The sequence below is a fragment of the Myxococcus faecalis genome, from assembly GCF_050039385.1.
In the GTDB taxonomy this organism is placed as follows: Bacteria; Myxococcota; Myxococcia; order Myxococcales; family Myxococcaceae; genus Myxococcus; species Myxococcus fulvus.
Genome location: NZ_CP144336.1, coordinates 7921791 through 7940190, shown reverse-complemented (window position 1 = coordinate 7940190; position 18400 = coordinate 7921791). Strand labels below are relative to the sequence as shown.

Genomic DNA, 18400 nt, shown 5'->3' with positions numbered 1-18400 from the left:
GAGGTGTGTCTCGCGCACTCCGAGGGGACGAAGTCGCTACGGCTGGGGGAGCTCGCGGAAGACGAGCAGGCCTCGCGAGGAGTCCGCCGCGTACACATACCCGTCGCCGGGGACGCGGATGCCGAGCAGTCCCTCGAAGGGGCTGTCGGTGCGGTCCGGGTCCGAGTCTCGGAAGGAGTTGTAGTGCGCCACCTGCCGGGGCCTGGTGGGGTTGGACACGTCCAGCACGCGCACGCCGTCGTGGTACCAGGCGACGTAGAGCAGGTTGCCGCGCAGGAGGATGTTGTGGATGGAGGTGAAGGGCCGGTGGGTGCGGAACTCGCCGATCTTCACGATGCGCGCCGGGTCGGTGACGTCGAGCACGCGCAGGTGGGAGTGCTGGAACTCACCGCCCTCGAACGCGAGGGTGCGGCCGGCGAAGGTGCCCACCGCGCTGTGGTGCGCGAAGCTGAAGTCCGGACGGACGTACCCGCCCAGCTCGCGGACGTCGTCCAGGTTCGTGACGTCCATCACGAAGTAGCCGCGATACGACTCGCTGACGTAGAGGCGGTTCTCGTACACGAAGGCGTCATGGGGACCGCCCAGCGTGGCCACCTCCGGCGAGGCGATGACGGTCCGCAGCTCGGGCGCCAGCGGATCGGAGATGTCGTGTACGAACGTGCCGAGGCTGGGGGCCATGGAGTAGAGCCGGTCGCCGTCGACGAGCACCGTGTGCGTGCCCGTGGCGCCCGTCGTGAAGCTCCGGACGAAGCGGGGGTTGGCGGGCTCGGAGATGTCATAGACGAGCGTCCCCGAGTCGTTGCTGGCCACGTACAGGGCATCGCCCTTGGCCCAGACGGCGTTCCAGTAGTTGTCGTGGGGCAGGGAGAGGGTGGTCTTGAGGACGGGGGCCGCGGGGTTGCTGACGTCGAAGACCGAGAGGCCGCCCAGCCGGACCTGCTTGGGGATGGAGACGACATAGGCGTGCCCCTTGGTGACGTAGAGGTCCAGGGGGTGGCCCAGGGGGGTGTACCCCTCGCCGTGCAGCGCGAGGCCGCCGGAGGACTCGGGCTCACCGCCCCAGTGGGAGACCCGGTGGGCCTCGAAGGTACCCGCGCGGGCGAACCGGTTGCGGTAGCAGTAGGCGAAGCAGCCGGTGATGAGGTCGGGCGACTTCTGCTCACAGCCCAGATAGGTGACGGTGGCGAGCCCGTTGGCCGAGGCGCCGCGGACGTGGAAGCGCCCGGGGCCCGTGTCCTTCACGGCCAGGGGCTGGGCGAACATGGTGCCGCCATCCTCGGTGAACCGGATGCCCCCGATGTCGGTCAGTCGGTAGCCTCCGTCCGGCACGTGCCGCCCGTCCCGCATCGGCGCGAGGTAGATGGCCCCAGGCTCGACGTCGGTGAGCGTGCCCAGGTCGCAGCCGGAGAGATCGAAGCGAGACAGCTCCGTGCAGGCCAGGCCCCCCGCGTCCCGGGTATCGACGGTGCACGGGGCATAGGGGCCCGGGTCCTTGAAGTCTCCGTGCTCCTCGAGCTCGGTGTAGGTGCCATCCCAGGCGTCGGAGCCGGCGTCGGGGGTGCCGGCGTCCGCGGGCGGCCTCGGGTCGGAGTCGTCGTCGCAGCCGGAGAGGCCCGGCGACGACAGCAGGAGACAGGTGGACAGAAGGGCGCGGAGTGACGGCGTCATGTGAGGGCCTCCCGGAAGGCCGCCACGTGACAGCGGCGGCCTTCCGGGAGGAACGTCACGGCCCCTCATCCCCCCTCAGGGAATTTATTACTGACAGTTCGGCGGTCCCATGCACGAGAAGGTCAAGAACACCTCCGCCGAGGCGGACTCTCGTGTCGCGAAGCACTCGCCTCGCTCCTCCACCGCGTTGCAGACACCCCGGGGACACTGCGCCGCCGCGGCCGCCCGGGCACTGTCACTGGCCCTGAGATAGGCCCCGGCACACCTGGGGTGGGTGCCGCCCCCAGCGACCGAGTGCCTCTCGGGCTGACAGGTGCAGGCGGTGACGGCGGGACACCAGGTCCGCACGCCATCGCACTGCACCCAGCCCCCATTGTCCGCCCCCGAGGCACAGATGCCGCTCGCGGAGCTGCACGACACCGCGGTGTTCGTGCACTGCTGCGTCACCTGACAGGACACCGCCGCCTCGCTGCTCTCCAGCACGAGCTCGTCCCCGGTCGGGGCGTCGCCGCCACACGCCGTCAACGTCGCCACCAGGAAGACCACCCCCGCCAGGGGCACATCGAATCGCATCCGCATGCAGGCACCCTCCCATCCTCATCGAATGGTCAATGACACACACACCGACGCTCCCACGCGTACCGATGAGCGTCGAAGGCACGCGGAGTCTGCACGCGCGCACGAGGGCGGAACAATCCCACGTTCCTGGGAGGATTCCGCCCTCGATGGCGCTGCTCAGTACATCTTCAAGTCATACGTCGGGGTGGGCCGCCAGTCGGAGCCCGCAGGGACGGTGCGCGTGTCGGTGACCTTCACGGCGTAGACGCCCGGCGCCACGTTGACCGAGGCCCGGAACATCATGCAGGCAGGCGTGAAGTCGGAGCAGACCGTCGTCTGGGTGCTGGTCAGCAGGGCCCCCAGCGCGCGGTTGGCGTAGTCGTAGGCATGCACATCCACGCGGAGCGGGCCGACGTTGCGCAGGTTGTAGACCTCCACTGTCAGGAGCTGGTGGACGTTGGTGGCCCCGAGCACCCAGTCCGCGTCCTGCGCCTTGTGGAACGTGTGCCCGAGCTGCGGCGTCCCCACGTAGGACGAGGCCGTGGTGTGGGAGTTATCGCTCTCGTACGCATCCGGCGGCGCGACCAGGCAATTGGCGGGCGGGCTGAACTTGCCGTTGTCGACGCAGACGTTGTTCGAGCAGGAGCAGCCCGACGCGCAGTCCGCCCCCGTCGTGCAGGCGCGCACCGGCGGCACGTCGCAGTAACCCGCGGGAGGAGGCGGACCGAAGCCCCCTCCGGAGCAGACGCCGTTGGTGCAGACACAGTTCGCGCGGCAGTCGAGCGACGTCGAACAGGCGCGCAGCTCCGCCGACTGCGCCTCCACGACCTCCGGCGGCCCCACGGCCTCGGAGGCGCCCTCGACGCTCCCACAGGCCGCGGCAAACACAGACACAACACAAAGACACCAACGAACCAGATGCATGAGTCTCTCCTGGGTGGACACAACAAAGGATGGAGACCCGCGAGACGATGCGTCGGCGCAAGGGTCCATCCCGCGAGGGCTTTGACGAATGTCGAGAAACCAAGAGACAGGCCCCGTCCTTCGGGAATCCAGCGCCTCGGTTCACACAGGATAGGGGCTGCCGAGGAGATGACCATTCCCCTGAACAGGGGATAGCCTCGGGAGCATGTCGGACCTCGTCACGTGGCGCGACGCACGCAACGCCTTCCGCCTGCTCGATGAGCTGGGGCAGCTGAGTCACGACACGCTGGCGTGGAGGCGTCACCTGGTCGCCGGGACGAGCACGCTCGTGGGCGCCCAGGTCGGCATGGCGGCGGAGACTCCGGAGGCAGCGCTCCTGGATGCGTCACGACACCAGGGCAGCGTGGACCTGGGGTGGGCCACGGCGTCCGACCGCCGCGTCTGGATGCAGGTCTGCGAGCGTCACGAGGCCGCGCTGGACCCTTCCGACGCCAGAATCGCGCAGCTCGGCGAGGACACCTTCACGGCGCCGAGGCAGGAGCTCGCGAGCGACCGGAGCTGGTATGCGTCCACCATCTTCAACGAGCACTACCGCCCCGCCCGGCTCAATCACTATCTGCTGTCGGCGCTCCACGTCCCCGAGCACCGGGCCATGCACTTCGTCTTCCTCTTCAGGGAGTCCTCCTCGGGTCCGTTCGACGCGCGGGAGCGCCAGCTCATCCACCTGCTCCACGGCGAGCTGGGGCTCCTGTGGCGCAGCGCCCAGGCCCTGCGACTCCCCCGGCGGCTCCAACAGGTCCTGGCGCTGTTCCAGGCGGGCCTCGGCGAGAAGGAGGTGGCCGAGCGGCTGGGGCTCAGCCCCGCGACGGTGCATGACTACAGCAAGGCCCTCCACAAGCGGCTGGATGCGCGCAGCCGCACCGAGCTGCTCGCGAAGGCCCGCGCCCTGCCCCGAGCGCCCCGCCTGTTGCTCCAGGAGGAGGACCTTCCCGCCCCGCGATGAGCGAGGGCGGGCCTTCCTCACTGCGCCGCCATCTCCTGGGCCACCAGGGGCGGCACGCCATAGCGATAGTCGAAGTGGTACCTGCCCTCCGCGTCGAGGCGGAAGAGCAGCCAGGTCCACGCCTCGCGCTGCCCCGCGGGGGTGTGCTCCTGCAAGGTGCGCAGCGCCTCCAACGCCTCCAGCGTCAGGTCCACGTCGGAGCGCTGTTCGTGAAGGAAGCCATTGGCCACGTAGATTTCAGAGGTGTCCCCGCCCCACGCGTAGCGCTCGTAGTGCACCTCGACGCGCTCCCAGGGCTCGGGGACGGACTCCAACAGTGCTTCGATGAACCGCTCCTGCAGCTCCAGCATGTCCGCTCCTGTCACCCGCGCACTGTAGACCGGGGCTGGTGGACGCGTGGTGTCGAGCACCAGAGGGCTGGCGACGGACGGGACTTCGAGGAAGCTGCGCTCGACCCACCTGGAGCCGGGGACGCGCCGTCAGGAGCCGCTGCAGCGAATCTGGAGCGGATGGCTCTCCAGCACCATGCACTCGCCGCTGCTGCACGTGAACAGGTCGCAGATGGCCGGGGACTGGACGCAGCGGATGTCACGGCCCGCACCCAGGTCGAACCAGGCACAGGCGTAGCCCTCCGGACAGGTGAGCTCCACGCCCTCGCACTCCGGCCCCAGGACCTGGTCACCCTTCAACGACAAGGGGGAGTGGGAGGACGGGGGCGGCTCGCCTTCGGGGCCACGACAGCCGGCCAGGAACACCACCGCCACGAGCCACGTCCATCCCGGAACAGACCTGCCCGGCACCCTCGAGAGACCCTTGCTCGACGTCATGCGCGTCGCGAAAGCAAGACAGACGCCAGCAACGAACTCCGGCCGGAGGCCGCTGCCCTCGTCCGGAGCGCACCACGAACGTCACGTGGCCTCGCGTCCGGCCACGTGGAAATCCACGGCCCCCGCTCGCCCCTCTCAGTTTTCCGAGGCACCACGACGTCGAGGACCCGCCCCCCGGAGCCCAGCGGCCCCGAGGGCGGAGCCGCGACCACTCATTCACAGAGGAAGGCGTACTCGTCGTAGTACGACGTCACCACGCCGGACTGGGTGATGTAACCCAAGCAGTCCCCATGCAACGCCCCCGCCCACCGCGTCTTCGCGGCGTCGTGGTAGTACGTCCGGTGGAAGCCCTGGCGCCCCCCTCCCGGCGGCTCGGAGCGCTGCGCCACCGAGGCCGTGGTCTCCGGAGCAACACCCTCCTCCATCTCGGCCGGTCCACCACAAGCGCCGAGCAGCAACGCGGAGAATCCAATCACCCAACGAGACAGCGTCATCCGGGGCCCCTTGTCGTGAGAACTGTGTCGAAGTTGCAGTAACAACGATATCGAGTCCGGGTCCGCCCCGTCTACCCGGAGAGGGCCGTGAAACACGGGTGAACCGTGGCCGCGCGGACTGTTTCAAGCGAGGGCGCGACCTACACTGGGGCCACTCCACCCTGTCCTCGGATTCGCTCGCACATGAAGCCCACCGTCGGTGACATCTTCGTCGTCTACACCCCTCGGCTCGCGGCCTACACCGCGGTGCAGGTCACGGCGTTGAAGCAGGAGGGGAAGGACGAGCTGGCCTGTGTGCTGTCCCTGGATTGGGTGGGGCCCGAGCTCCCGGACGCGGCGGCGGTGGCGGCGATGAAGCCCATCGTCGTCAACTTCTTCTTCTGGAAGGAGCACCACGTCCACGTCTGGGCGCCCATCGACGTGCCGCATGGCTTCGTCCACGTGGGCAACCGGCCGCCGCTGCTCACGGAGAAGAGCGTCAGCTACAGCCACTGGCCCACGGGCCGCCACATCTTCAGCCAGCATCGTTGGGAGACCATTCCCCAGGCCACCCGGGACCTCTTCAAGCAGACCATCGCCAAGGAGGACCGCAGCGAGCTGGTGACGCTGGGCGGCCTGGAGCTGCGCCGCACGACGCAGCGGCTCGACACGGACCGGCTCCGCGCCGTCTCCAACCTGGCGGTGTTCGAGGCGCTGCCCATCCTGACGTCGGTCAACGCGGATGCACCTGTCACAGGATTGTTCGACTTCATCCGGCGCAGGCCCTTCGTCTACGAGTCCCAGGTGACGAACCACGGCCAGCGCGTGGTGGACGTGCGCGGGGCGCGGCTGAGCCGATTCGTGCTGGACGTCACGGGGGTCCAGGAGGTGTATCTCAACGACGAGCTGGAGACGCTGTCGCTGCTCGGAGAAGCCTCGCCCGGGCTGAGGATCCACGCCGAGGCGGACGGGCGCTGGCTGCACCTGCACACGAAGGACACCTCCTGGGTCTGGTCCGGGCTGGATGCCCTGGACGAGCTGCACGTGCATTCCTTCCGGGAGCTGGATGCCGGGAGCATCGTCCGCCGCTTCCCCAAGCTCACGGAGCTGCGGGCCACGGGCGCTCCGGGAAACCTGCGCGACACGGCGGAGTTGGGCGCGCTCACCGGGCTTCGCGTGCTCATGTTCAACGAGGTGTTCGGGATGTCCCCCGAGGAGTTCCCCGGGCCGGAGCGCTTCCCCGACCTGGGGCGGCTGTGGCTCACCAGCCTCCCCGCCGACGTCGCCGCCAGCGTGAAGAAGGCCTACAAGGCCGCCGCGCAGCGGGGCGTGGATGTGTCGGTGCGACAGCCGCGCAAGCCCGAGTGGCTGGCGGAGAACCTGGACAATCCCTTCCGCCACTGGGACGGCGAGGACAACATCCCCCGGCCAAGGCGAAGAAGGCGGCGGCGCTGTATCGCCAGGCGCGCTCGGCCGCGCTCGCGGCCACGCCCCAGCACGGCGGCTCACCGTCCGCGCTCGTCTCCGCGCTCACCCCCATCGTCAAGGACTACACCGAGGGCTTCAACACGCTGGATGCGCGCCACGCCTTCATCTTCACCGTGGAGCGAGAGCACATCCACGACGCGCTGATGGGCATCCTCGACGCCGTGGATGGGAAGCTGAGGGCCGCCGGTGACGCGTCCGTCGTCCCCCTGGACCGCGACGCGCTCGTGGCGGTGATGGACTCGGTTCGCGACTTCTAGCGGGTCCTGGCACCGGCCCTGTTCTCCATGGTTTTCTGTCTTTTCACCTTAGACGCCGCGCACGTAATGGGAGACACGCCCTGGAAGGCCTCGGGGCACCCCATCCGTCGCGGCAAAGGGAGACGACATGAAGAGGGCAGCATGGAGAACGACCGCCAGCAGCGGTCTGCTGATGCTGGGTTTGATGGTCACAGGGAGCACCGGCTGTTCCGGCGGTGATGGGGCGTCACCAGCGACCCACCTGGGCGCCAGCACGGGTTCCCTGGTGAATGGACCGGACCTGGTCATCACCGACATGGTGGTGCCGCCGAGCTTCCGCGCCAGCAACTATCCCTACTCGCAGGCGCCGAAGGCGAAGGTCACCGTCTGCAACCAGGGCACCTCCCACAGCGACTCCACGGAGGTGGGCTTCTACATCTCCATGGACGACGTGCTGACGTCCCGGGGGCCCAGCGCGCCACCTGTCCCCGTTACGGACCAGGCGCAGGTGGGCAACGCCTGGGTGCCGGACCTGTATCCCAGTCAGTGCGCCACGCTCACCGCGGACCTCTGGCCCCACCTGCCGCCGGACGCCAATGGCCTCCAGGGGGCCTACTACTTCGGCGCCCTCGTCGATGAGTTCGAGAACGTGGCGGAGACGCGCGAGGACAACAACGCGTTCATCCACGGCCTGGTCGGCTTCGGCGACAAGTCGGACCTCGTCATCACCGCCATGAAGGTGCCGCCCAGCCTCCACATCGGCTGGCATCCTTCGTCGCAGCCCGTGACGGGCACGGTGACGGTCTGCAACCAGGGCACGCAGGACAGCGGGTCGACGCAGGTGCGGCTGTACCTGTCCATGGACGACGTGCTGACGGCGATGGGCCCCAACGCGCCGCCCAATCCGCCCATGGACCAGTCGCCGCTGGGCTTCGTCCCCGTGCCCTCGCTGTTCGCCGGGCGCTGCGCCACGGTGTCCACCCAGCTCACGCCCCAGCTGCCTCCGGACGCGCAGGGCAACAACGGCGCGTACTACGTGGGCGCCATCGTCGATGAGGACGCGAACGTCCAGGAGCTGCGCGAGGACAACAACACGTTCATCCACGGCCTCGTCGGCGCCGGCAACGGGTCCGACCTGGTCATCACCGCCATGGTGGTGCCGCCCAGTCTGCACAACAGCGGATATCCTTCGTCGCAGCAGCCCAAGGGCTCCGTGACGGTGTGCAACCAGGGCACGCAGCCCAGCGGGCCGACGCAGGTCCGGCTCTATCTCTCCATGGACGACGTGCTGACCGCCATGGGCCCCAACGCGCCGCCGCAGCCCGTCACGGACCAGGCGCCGCTCGGACATGCTCCGGTGCTCTCGCTCTTCCCCTCACAGTGCACCACCGTCTCCACGAACCTCTCGCCCGCGCTGCCTCCGGCGGCGCAGGGCCTCGAGGGCGCGTACTACGTCGGCGGCATCGTCGATGAGCAGGAAGACGAGCAGGAGCTGCGCGAGGACAACAACGCGTTCATCCACGGCCTCGTCGGCTTCGGAGTCCAGGCGGACCTGGTCATCACCCGCATGGAGGTGCCACCCAGCCTGCGCGGCAACAGCTACCCCTCCTCGTCGGCCCCGAAGGCGAAGGTCACCGTCTGCAACCAGGGTACCTCCCACAGCGACGCCACGGAGGTCCGGCTCTACATCTCCATGGACGACCAGCTGACCTCCATGGGCTCCGGCATGCCGCCCTATCCCGTCACCGACCAGGTGTACGCAGGCAGCGCCTGGGTGCCGAACCTCTACCCCACCCAGTGCATCACCGCCTCTGCCGACATCTGGGGCAACCGGCCTCCGGGCGCGCAGGGCCAGGACGGCGCGTTCTTCATCGGCGCCATCGTCGACGAGTACGAGAACGTCCAGGAGCTGCGCGAGGACAACAACACGTTCATCCACGGCCTCGTCGGCATCGGCGACAAGCCGGACCTCGTCGTCACCGCCATGAAGGTGCCGCCCAGCCTCCGCACCGGCTGGTATCCTTCGTCGCAGCCCGCGACGGGCACGGTGACGGTGTGCAACCAGGGCACGCAGGACAGCGGTTCGACGCAGGTCCGGCTCTACCTCTCCATGGATGACACGCTGACCGCCATGGGACCCAACATGCCGCCCTACCCCGTCATGGACCAGGCGCCGCTGGGCTTCGTCCCCGTGCCCTCGCTCTTCCCCGGGCGCTGCGCCACGGTGTCCACCCAGCTCATGCCCCAGCTGCCTCCGGATGCCTCCTACACGGACAGCACCTTCTACGTGGGCGCCATCGTCGACGAGGACGCGAACGTCCAGGAGCTGCGCGAGGACAACAACACGTTCGTCCACGGCCTCGTCGGCGTCGGCAACGGGTCCGACCTGGTCATCACCGGCATGGTGGTGCCGCCGAGCCTCCGCTCCCAGAGCTACCCGTCCCCGCAACCCCAGACAGGCTCGGTGACGGTGTGCAACCAGGGCACGCAGGACAGCGGGTCGACGCAGGTCCGGCTGTACCTGTCCGTCGATGACACGCTGACGGCCATGGGGCCCAATCCGCCGCCCTATCCGCCGATGGACCAGTCCACGCTGGGCTTCGCCACCGTGCCCTCGCTCTACCCCGGACGCTGCGCCACCCTGTCCACCCCGCTCGCGGCCTCGCTGCCTCCGGCGGCCCAGGGCCTCGAGGGCGCGTACTACGTCGGCGGCATCGTCGACGAGCAGGACGACGAGCAGGAGCTGCGCGAGGACAACAACGCGTTCATCCACGGCCTCGTCGGCTTCGGGAACAAGTCCGACCTGGTCATCACCCACATGGTGGTGCCGCCCAGCCTGAACACCAGCGGCTACCCCTCCTCGCAGCCCCCGAAGGCGAAGGTCACCGTCTGCAACCAGGGCACCTCCCACAGCGACTCCACGGAGGTCCGGCTCTACATCTCCATGGACGACCAGCTGACGCCCATGGGCCCCGGCATGCCGCCCTACCCTGTCATGGACCAGGTGTACGCGGGCAGCGCCTGGGTGCCGAACCTCTACCCCACCCAGTGCATCACCGCCTCCGCCGACATCTGGCCCAACCGGCCTCTGGATGCACAGGGCCAGGACGGCGCGTTCTTCTTCGGCGCCATCGTCGACGAGTACGAGAACGTCCAGGAGCTGCGCGAGGACAACAACGCGTTCATCCACGGCCTCGTCGGCATCGGCGGCAAGCCGGACCTCGTCGTCACCGCCATGAAGGTGCCGCCCAGCCTCCGCACCGGCTGGTCTCCTTCGTCACAGCCCGCGACGGGCACGGTGACGGTCTGCAACCAGGGCACGCAGGACAGCACGTCGACGCAGGTGCGGCTGTACCTGTCCATGGATGACGTGCTGACGGCGATGGGGCCCAACGCGCCGCCCTATCCGCCCATGGACCAGTCACCGCTGGGCTTCGTCCCCGTGCCCTCGCTCTTCCCCGGACACTGCGCCACGGTGTCCACCCAGCTCGCGCCCCAGCCGCCTCCGGACGCGCAGGGCAACAACGGCGCGTACTACGTGGGCGCCATCGTCGACGAGGACGCGAACGTCCAGGAGCTGCGCGAGGACAACAACGCGTTCATCCATGGCCTCGTCGGCGTCGGCAACGGGTCCGACCTGGTCATCACCGGCATGGTGGCGCCGCCGAGCCTCCGGAACGGTCCTTCTTCTTCCGTGTCGGCCTCGGTGACGGTGTGCAACCAGGGCACGCAGGACAGCGGGTCGACGCAGGTCCGGCTCTATCTCTCCATGGATGACACGCTGACCGCCATGGGACCCAACACGCCGCCCTACCCCGTCATGGACCAGGCGCCGCTCGGAATGGCCCCGGTGCCTTCGCTCTTCGCCGGACGCTGCGCCACCGTGAGCGTCCCGCTCTCCTCCGTGATGCCTCCGGCGGCGCAGGGCCTCGAGGGCGCGTACTACGTCGGCGGCATTGTCGATGAGCAGGAAGACGAGCAGGAGCTGCGCGAGGACAACAACGCGTTCATCCACGGCCTCGTCGGTGTCGGCAACAGGGCCGACCTGGTCATCACCGGCATGGTGGTGCCGCCCAGCCTGCGCACCAGCGGCCCCTCCTCGCCGACCCCGACGGCCTCGGTGACGGTCTGCAACCAGGGTACCTCCCTGAGCGACTCCACGGAGGTCCGGTTCTACATCTCCATGGACGACCAGCTGACCTCCATGGGCCCCAGCATGCCGCCCTACCCCGTCACCGACCAGATGTACGCGGGCAGCGCCTGGGTGCCGAACCTGGCCTCCGGCCACTGCACCACCATCACCACGGACATCTGGCCCAACCGGCCTCCGGACGCGCAGGGCCATGACGGCGCGTACTTCATCGGCGCCATCGTCGACGAGTACGAGAACGTCCAGGAGCTGCGCGAGGACAACAACACGTTCATCCATGGCCTCGTCGGCATCGGCAGCAAGGCGGACCTCGTCATCACCGGCATGAGCGTGCCGCCGAGCTTCCGGTTGGATGGGCCCCCTGCGCAGAACGTGACGGGCACCGTGACGGTGTGCAACCAGGGCACGGAGGGCAGCACGCCGAGCCACGTGCAGCTGTACCTGTCCATGGACGACGCGCTGACGGCGATGGGCGCCAACTCGCCGCCCTATCCGCCGATGGACCAGTCGCCGCTGGGCTACGTCCCCGTGCCCTCGCTCCTCCCTGGGAACTGCACCACGGTGTCCACCCAGCTCACGCCCCATCTGCCTCCGGACGCCTACAACACCGAGGGCGCCTACTACGTGGGCGCCATCGTCGACGAGGACGCGAACGTCCAGGAGCTGCGCGAGGACAACAACATCTTCATCAAGGGGCTCGTGGGCGTCGGCAACAAGGCGGACCTGGTGGTCACCGCGCTGACGGGTCCCTCCTTCGTCCGGATGGGGAACTCCTTCACCGCCACGGTGACGGTCTGCAACCAGGGCACCCAGCCCAGCGACCCGAGCAGCGTGCACCTCTACACCTCGCTCGGCACGGTGCTCACCCCGGACTCGGTGCAGCCCGCGCCGGATCAGGCCCTCCTCGGGGTCGCGAACCTCAACTCGCTGAACCCGAACAGCTGCAGCACCCAGCCGCTGACCGTGTCGGCCAACCTCCCGCCCGGCGCGATGGGACTGGCCGGCGCCTACCACCTGGGCGCATTCGTGGATGCCACCGAGTCACTGCACGAGCTGCGTGAGGACAACAACACCCGCGTCACCGGGCTCATCGTCACCCCGTAGCCCGCGGCCTTGAAGCACCGCCGGGCATCCCACGACACGGGATGCCCGGCGGAGGGTCTCACTCAGGGCTCATGGCACAAGGGGTCGCCATTGCACGGGTTGGGATTGGGGTTCGTCGGCCCGCCGCAGTACGGGGCGATGTACCCATCGCAGTTGTTGTCGATGGTATCCAGGCAGGACTCCGGCTGGCCCGGGTTGATGGCCGCATTGCTGTCGTGGCAGTCGATGCCGTTGTTCGTGTAGCCCCCCGGACGGTTGCACGCGTACTGCCAATGGCCACCGTGCCCGTAGCCGTCCCCGTCCTGGTAGCGAGTGGTACGCCCCCGGCGCGACCCGCGCCACCGACTGCCCGCCCGCGAGCGAACCGCGCTGGGTCCGCGACTCCGACTCCGACGCGTCGATGGGCAGCGTCTCGCCACAACCCATCCCCAATGCCAACAAGGCCGCCCGACACCAGCGGAACCCTGGGGGTCCTGCTGCCACTGTCTGCCTTTCAAGAGCGCCACTCCTGACACACCTCGGCCTTCCTCCCGAAACCGGGGTATCCGTGGGGGAATCAAGACATGGGAGGGCCGGTGACCGTAACCCAAGCATCGACAATGAAACACGGGTGAGCCGTGACACCCGAGCCAGGTGTCAGTCCCCCAGTTCCAAATGACCCGGTGTGGAAGGAGCGCCGAGGCGCGCTACTGGGCCGCGAGGACTTCCTGCGGGATGGGCTCCAGCGGCACCATGACGAAGCGCTGCGCGGAGTCCACGGAGACCACGCCCTTGGCAAGGGTGGCCATCTCCCCCGCGACGCGGCGCCAGCGGCCCTCCTCGACGAGGAACTCGCCGCGCCCCACATAGGACATCTCCATGGTGGCGGGGATGGGTTTGGCCAGCGCGGGGTTCTCGTAGCGGCCGGCGTGGCGCTCCGCGACGGTGAAGTCGATGACGGCCACCGTGGTGCCCTCGGCCTCGCGCTCCAGGGACACCAGCTCCACGCGGTTGATGGCGTCACTCTCGCCGTTCCAGTTCTTCCCCATGTCGACCAGGTCGGCGCTGTGGGTCCACACGTCGCCCACGGACACCGGGCGCGACGGCAGCTCCACCATGAAGGCCACCAGGTTGCGGTGCTCGCGCTTCAAGTCGCTGGTGACCAGTCCCGAGGGCGTGAGGGTGGCCCGAATCTGCACGCCGCCCTCCATGGCCTTCAGCTGCCGGGCCAGCTCCTTGGACTCCTTCGACGCGCGCTTCGTCCTGGGAATCTCCATCTTCGTCACCACCACCCGCGCGGCCACGTCACCCGAGGGCTTCGGAGACAGCACGAGCGCCATGGCGGACTGGGTCGGCTGCGCCATCTCGAACAGCTTCTTGCGCTTGCCGGCGGGCTCGCCCCGCAGCCGCACGCCGGAGATGTCCACCTTCATGGTGCTCGACTTCGGGGACATCGTGTCCATCGTGTACGAATAGCCGAGCGACGACGGCGGCACCTTCCAGCGGAGCGTCACCGGCGCGCTCCCCACGGTCGGGGACGCCGCGACGGCCCACCCTGGCACCAGCATGGACAGGGCGACCAGCAACGTGACGCGGCATTCCAGAGACCTGGGCATGACACCATCATCAAGCGTGCGCGGGTGTTTTCGATAGCCCCGCCCGCCACGAGCCTCGCCGCCGTCTGGCACTGGCATTGCTTTATCGTGAGGGGCGCGGTCCCGTGGCCACGCTCGCCCGTCATTCCCCCATCCCGCATGAGGCCTCAATGCCACGCCGTGGCAGTCTCGCCGCCCTGCTCCTGCTCCTGGGCCTGGCCGTGTCGTGTCCGCTCCAGCCGGCGCCCCCACTCGCCCCCCGCGTCGTCCTGTGGGCGTGGGAGCGCCCCGAGGACTTGAGCTTCCTCGCGAATCCCTCCGTCGAGGTGTCCGTCCTCCTGGCGACGCTGGAGCTGCGCGCGTCGCGATGGCGCACCCACTCGCGCCAACAGCCCATCCGGCTTCCGGCCGGCAAGCGCCCTCGCGGCACCATCCGCCTGGAGATGCGCGACGGCGCCTCACTGGCGCACTACTCGCCCGCCCAGCTGCGCGGGGTGGCCCAGCGCCTGGTCGACCTGGCCCGCGCCCGGGACGTGTCCATGCTCCAGATCGACTTCGACGCCCGCGAGTCGGAGCAGGCGGCGTATCTGGTGTTGCTGCGCCAGACGCGCGAGCTGCTGGGCGCCTCGCGTCCCTTGTCCATCACCGGGCTCGCCTCGTGGTGCACGCAGGGGAGCTGGTTGGAGCAGGCCCCGTGGACGAGGTCGTCCCCCAGCTGTTCCGCATGGGCCCGGAGGGGCCCACGTGGCGCGCCCGGTTCGCGCGCGGCGGCGCGGCGCCGTGTGGCCGAAGCGTGGGCCTCGCGCTCGACGAGCGACACCGCGCGCCCTCCGGCGTGGACACGCTCTACCTCTTCAACCCCCGCCCCTGGACGTCGGAGTCGCTCGCCCAGGCCCTGAAGGACCTGACGCCATGAAGCCCCTCCTCGCGCTCTGCCTGTGGCTCCTCCTGTTGTGGCCCGCCGCTCCGGCCGAGGCATGTGGTCCCGGGGGTGATCAGGCCAGCATGTACTCGCATCCCGACGCCCCCTTCGAGCGCTTCGCCGCGGGGCACCTGGAGATGCTCGCGGGCACACACCACCCCATGCACCTCGCCTATGCGTGGCGTTGGATGATGGGGGTGCCCACCACACCCGAGGAACAGCGCGCGGTGGTGGACACCTGGAAGCGCATGGAAGGCGAGCTGGAGCGCGGTGACACCTCGAAGGAGCAGGGGGTCTGGAACGAGGCCAGGTCGCTGGCCCTGCACTCCCTCGGCCTGGACTCCGCGAGACTCACATCCCCCCGCTCCGACATCCCGGAGGAGGAACGTCACATCCACGGCGACGCGTTCGAGCGCGCCGCGGAGACCGTGGGGACCTTGTCCCGGCTGTGGCGAAAGCACCCGGCGCTGCTGCTCGAGTGGGTCGACGCCCAGAACGCAATCTTCGCGGGCTCCTGCCAGCCCCTGCCCGCGCTGAGCGCCGGGGACCTCGATGACGTCGGGCGCCCCGTTAAACCCTCCGCGTCGGTGCAGGCCCGCCGGCAGGCCGAGCGCGACTACCAGGTCGCCGCCTCGCACCTGTATTGCAGCCGCTTCGACGAGGCCCTCGCCGCGTTCCAGGCCATCGAGGGACACCGCGACACCCCCTACCGGGCCCGCGCCGCGTATCTCGTGGCCCGCACGCAGGTGCGCCGGGCCCTCAAGGAGCACAGCCCCTGGGGCAGCGGACAGCCCGAGGAGCAAGCCCGCTTCATGGCTCGCCTCGACGAGGCGGATGCGACCATCACCCGCATCCTCGCGAGGCCCCGACTGCGCGCCGTCCATGCGCAGACCCGGCGCCTGCGCAGCCTCGTCCGCTCCCGCACGCAACGCGAGGCGTGGGCCTGCACGCTGCCGACGCTCGTGCTCCAGCCCGGCACGGGGTCCGCGCTCGCGGCGGAGCTGGGCGACTTCGACCTGTCGTTCGAGCCGGGTCGCAAGTGTCCGTCGAGCCCCGCGCCCACCCAGGAGCTGCTCCAGTGGATTCACGTCATGCAGCAGGCCGCCGAGACCTGACCCCCGGAGCAGGAGCAGCAGAAGCGGGAGGCCTATGTCGTGGCGCTCGCGAGATGGAAGCAGTCCCACCTCGCCCCCTGGCTCGTCGCCGCGATGCTCAAGGCGCGGGGAGACTCTCCGGAGGTGGGCGCGCTGCTCGTCGCGGCGGCCCGGGTGCCCCTCTCCGCCCCCCAAGGGCTGACCCTCGCGCTGCACAGCGTGAGGCTGCTGCGGGAGCAGCGATTGCTGGACGCGGCACGCGAGCGCCTGGCCGCCGTGCCACTCGAGCAGGTGCGGGCACGCCCCACGAGCAACAAGTTCGTCCACGCTGAGCGGCTCCTGCTCGCCACGAGCTGGGAGGCCTTCCTGGGCATCGCCCTGGAGCGCGTCGCCGAGGAAGCACCGTGGACCCGCCCCACCCTGGCCGACGGTCGCATGGAGCAGCCCGCGGCCTTCAGCTACGCGGCGCTCTCCCTCCTCAACACGCCCATCACCGCGCGTCGCCTGGTCGCGCTGAGCTCTGACGAGCGGGTGCCCCCGGCCCATCGCCAGCAACTGCGATGGACCGCCTTCGTGCGAGCCGCCATCCTGGGCGATGATGAGACCCTCCAGGCCCTGGCGACAATGCTGGCCGAGTCGGAGCCCACCGCCCGGAGCGAGCTGCGCGCGATGCTCGGCAGGACGACCGTCGAGGAGCGGATGTTCGAGGCGCGGCTGCTCGTGATGGGGCTGCCCGTGCTCTCGGTCACCCTGGTGACCGACCCGAGGCGCATCTGGCACCCCGGCCTCACCACCTTCACCTCCGGGAAGGACAACTGGTGGTGCACACTGTACCCGGTGCAGGCGACACCGTTCTCCTTCGTGAGTGAGGAGGAGCGCGTGACGGCGGTCTCGGAATGGCAACGGATTGTCGAGGCGGGGAGCGCCGTGGTGTACTTCTCGAAGGTCGCGCTCGCCTGGGCCAAGGAGCACCCGAAGGACCCTCGCTCGCCCATCGCCCTGTACCGCGCCGTGCGCGCCAGCAAGCGGGTCTGCAACCAGAACACCCCCGAAGCCATGGCCGCCTTCCGCCATCTGCACCGGCACTACGGCAAGAGCACCTGGGCCCAGCAGGTGCCCTATGTCTATTAGTGCCCCGTCACGGCCGGTCCGTCACTGAATCGTGGAGTTGGTGACGGTGATGGGCGTGTCCGAGTGATTCGAAATCTGGGGGTGCGTCACGTACCAGGAGCCGCCCAGGTTGTTCTGGATGACCGAGCGGTCGATGCGGATGTCCCCCGAGTGGTCATTGCTGACGAAGAAGATGGCGCTGCCGTGCGCGTTGACCTCGTTGTGCTCGATTCGCGTGCCGCACAGGGACAGCGTCATCCTGTTGCCGTCGTTGTAGATGGCGCCGCCGCTGCCGCCACCCGGTGTCCCCGGACGCGAGGGATTGGCGCCGTTGCCGATGGCCCGGTTGTGGGAGAACAGGCTGTTGATGACGGTCCATGACACGCCGATGCTGCTGATGCCGCCGCCGTTCGAGCAGGCCCCGCCATAGCCCGCCTTGCCTCCGAAGGTCGTGTTCACCACGTACACGGGCAAGTCATTGTACTGGTCGAACACACGGAGCGCGGCGCCGCCCACGTCGGGGCCCACGTCCGCGCACGCGTTGTTGAAGAAGCGGGAGTTGATGACCTTCACGCGGCCACCGCGAACCCAGACCGCGCCGCCGCCGTCGAACTCCGTCTCGCTCTTGGAGCTGGCGTCGATGAAGGTGAGGTTCTGGAGCGTCAGCCGGGGGTGGTCCTGGTTGTCGCAGTGCGCGGTGGTCCAGACCTGATTCCTGTCACAGGTGTTCATGTACAGGATGCGGTGCCGGCCCGCGCCGCTGAGCGTCACCAATCCCTTTCCGTCGATGACGATGTCCGGCCCCTTGTCGTTGAAGACCTTCGCCGTCCGGTCGAGCGTGAGCGTCACCGGCTCCGGCCCACAGTCGAAGGTGATGACGCCGCCCTTGGCCACGGCGTCGATGAACGCGGCGCTCGTGCAGCTCGCGGGCGTGCCCGTGCCGACCACGGTGGTGGGCCTGGAGACATCCGCGAGCCCCGCCTCCGCGGGCACGCCGCAGGTGGCCTCCGCGTTCGGGTTGCCGGCCGGCGGACCGTCCTTGGGATTGGTCAGCGGGTTTGGGACATCCACGCCGGGCGAGTCGTCGCTCGAGCAGCCCGGCGCGACGATGAGCGCGACGCCCAAGCCGAGCACCGCGCAGCGAGCAGACCATCGATGACGCCTCTTCGGATGCATGGGGTCTCCAGGTGGCGGTTGGGGGACCCCGCCTCGGCGCGAGGATACAATCCTTGGAACCGCTACGGCGCGAGGACCTTCACGCGCATCCTC

15 protein-coding genes are annotated in these 18400 nt (G+C 69.2%); 6 read left to right on the top strand and 9 right to left on the bottom strand.

Annotated elements, in window-relative coordinates:
• Positions 1–36: 36 nt before the first annotated feature.
• From VZQ01_RS31995 to VZQ01_RS31985, 3 genes are all read right to left on the bottom strand, one after another.
• The gene (locus tag VZQ01_RS31995; RefSeq protein ID WP_426745527.1) at positions 37–1668 is read right to left on the bottom strand and encodes an LVIVD repeat-containing protein; all 1632 of its coding nucleotides are present in this window, start codon (positions 1666–1668) and stop codon (positions 37–39) included.
• Between the two features lie 87 nt (positions 1669–1755).
• The gene (locus VZQ01_RS31990; protein WP_426745526.1) at positions 1756–2247 is read right to left on the bottom strand and encodes a hypothetical protein; all 492 of its coding nucleotides are present in this window, start codon (positions 2245–2247) and stop codon (positions 1756–1758) included.
• A gap of 156 nt (positions 2248–2403) precedes the next feature.
• Positions 2404–3120 carry a hypothetical protein gene (locus tag VZQ01_RS31985; protein ID WP_426745525.1) on the bottom strand — a complete coding sequence of 239 codons (717 nt, stop codon included), beginning with the start codon at positions 3118–3120 and terminating at the stop codon, positions 2404–2406.
• Between the two features lie 235 nt (positions 3121–3355).
• On the opposite strand from VZQ01_RS31985, the gene VZQ01_RS31980 reads away from it, so the two are divergent.
• Positions 3356–4153: a helix-turn-helix transcriptional regulator gene (locus tag VZQ01_RS31980; RefSeq protein WP_223745399.1), complete on the top strand. Its 798-nt coding sequence runs from the start codon at positions 3356–3358 to the stop codon at positions 4151–4153.
• A 17-nt stretch (positions 4154–4170) separates the two neighbouring features.
• On the opposite strand, the gene VZQ01_RS31975 is transcribed toward VZQ01_RS31980, so the two are convergent.
• The 3 genes from VZQ01_RS31975 to VZQ01_RS31965 form a co-directional block, all read right to left on the bottom strand.
• Positions 4171–4503, bottom strand: coding sequence for a hypothetical protein (locus VZQ01_RS31975; RefSeq protein ID WP_267700059.1), 333 nt, complete (start codon positions 4501–4503; stop codon positions 4171–4173).
• A gap of 129 nt (positions 4504–4632) precedes the next feature.
• Positions 4633–4980 carry a hypothetical protein gene (locus VZQ01_RS31970; RefSeq protein ID WP_223745397.1) on the bottom strand — a complete coding sequence of 116 codons (348 nt, stop codon included), beginning with the start codon at positions 4978–4980 and terminating at the stop codon, positions 4633–4635.
• 212 nt (positions 4981–5192) lie between these two features.
• Positions 5193–5474 (bottom strand): hypothetical protein, encoded by a 282-nt coding sequence (locus VZQ01_RS31965; RefSeq protein WP_223745396.1) that lies wholly within the window; start codon positions 5472–5474, stop codon positions 5193–5195.
• 183 nt (positions 5475–5657) lie between these two features.
• Between VZQ01_RS31965 and VZQ01_RS31960 the strand changes: the two genes are divergently transcribed.
• Together VZQ01_RS31960 and VZQ01_RS31955 are read left to right on the top strand one after the other, a co-directional pair.
• Entirely contained in the window at positions 5658–7085 is a 1428-nt protein-coding gene (locus VZQ01_RS31960) for a gliding motility protein (RefSeq protein ID WP_426745524.1), read from the top strand.
• 240 nt (positions 7086–7325) lie between these two features.
• Positions 7326–12431 (top strand): CARDB domain-containing protein, encoded by a 5106-nt coding sequence (locus VZQ01_RS31955; protein ID WP_426745523.1) that lies wholly within the window; start codon positions 7326–7328, stop codon positions 12429–12431.
• A gap of 62 nt (positions 12432–12493) precedes the next feature.
• Here VZQ01_RS31955 and VZQ01_RS31950 read toward each other — a convergent pair whose 3' ends face one another.
• Entirely contained in the window at positions 12494–12850 is a 357-nt protein-coding gene (locus VZQ01_RS31950; RefSeq protein WP_426745522.1) for a putative metal-binding motif-containing protein, read from the bottom strand.
• Between the two features lie 267 nt (positions 12851–13117).
• The gene (locus tag VZQ01_RS31945) at positions 13118–14026 is read right to left on the bottom strand and encodes a hypothetical protein (RefSeq protein ID WP_426745521.1); all 909 of its coding nucleotides are present in this window, start codon (positions 14024–14026) and stop codon (positions 13118–13120) included.
• A gap of 149 nt (positions 14027–14175) precedes the next feature.
• On the opposite strand from VZQ01_RS31945, the gene VZQ01_RS31940 reads away from it, so the two are divergent.
• Genes VZQ01_RS31940 through VZQ01_RS31930 form a run of 3 tightly spaced genes read left to right on the top strand, consistent with a single transcriptional unit; the run spans position 14176 to position 17152 of the window.
• Positions 14176–14904 (top strand): hypothetical protein, encoded by a 729-nt coding sequence (locus tag VZQ01_RS31940; protein WP_426745520.1) that lies wholly within the window; start codon positions 14176–14178, stop codon positions 14902–14904.
• A 13-nt stretch (positions 14905–14917) separates the two neighbouring features.
• Complete coding sequence (locus VZQ01_RS31935) at positions 14918–16042, top strand: hypothetical protein (protein WP_426745519.1); 1125 nt, start codon at positions 14918–14920, stop codon at positions 16040–16042.
• A 39-nt stretch (positions 16043–16081) separates the two neighbouring features.
• Positions 16082–17152 (top strand): hypothetical protein, encoded by a 1071-nt coding sequence (locus VZQ01_RS31930; RefSeq protein WP_426745518.1) that lies wholly within the window; start codon positions 16082–16084, stop codon positions 17150–17152.
• A gap of 21 nt (positions 17153–17173) precedes the next feature.
• Here VZQ01_RS31930 and VZQ01_RS31925 read toward each other — a convergent pair whose 3' ends face one another.
• Positions 17174–18307 (bottom strand): hypothetical protein, encoded by a 1134-nt coding sequence (locus VZQ01_RS31925; RefSeq protein ID WP_223745389.1) that lies wholly within the window; start codon positions 18305–18307, stop codon positions 17174–17176.
• Positions 18308–18400 lie beyond the last annotated feature (93 nt).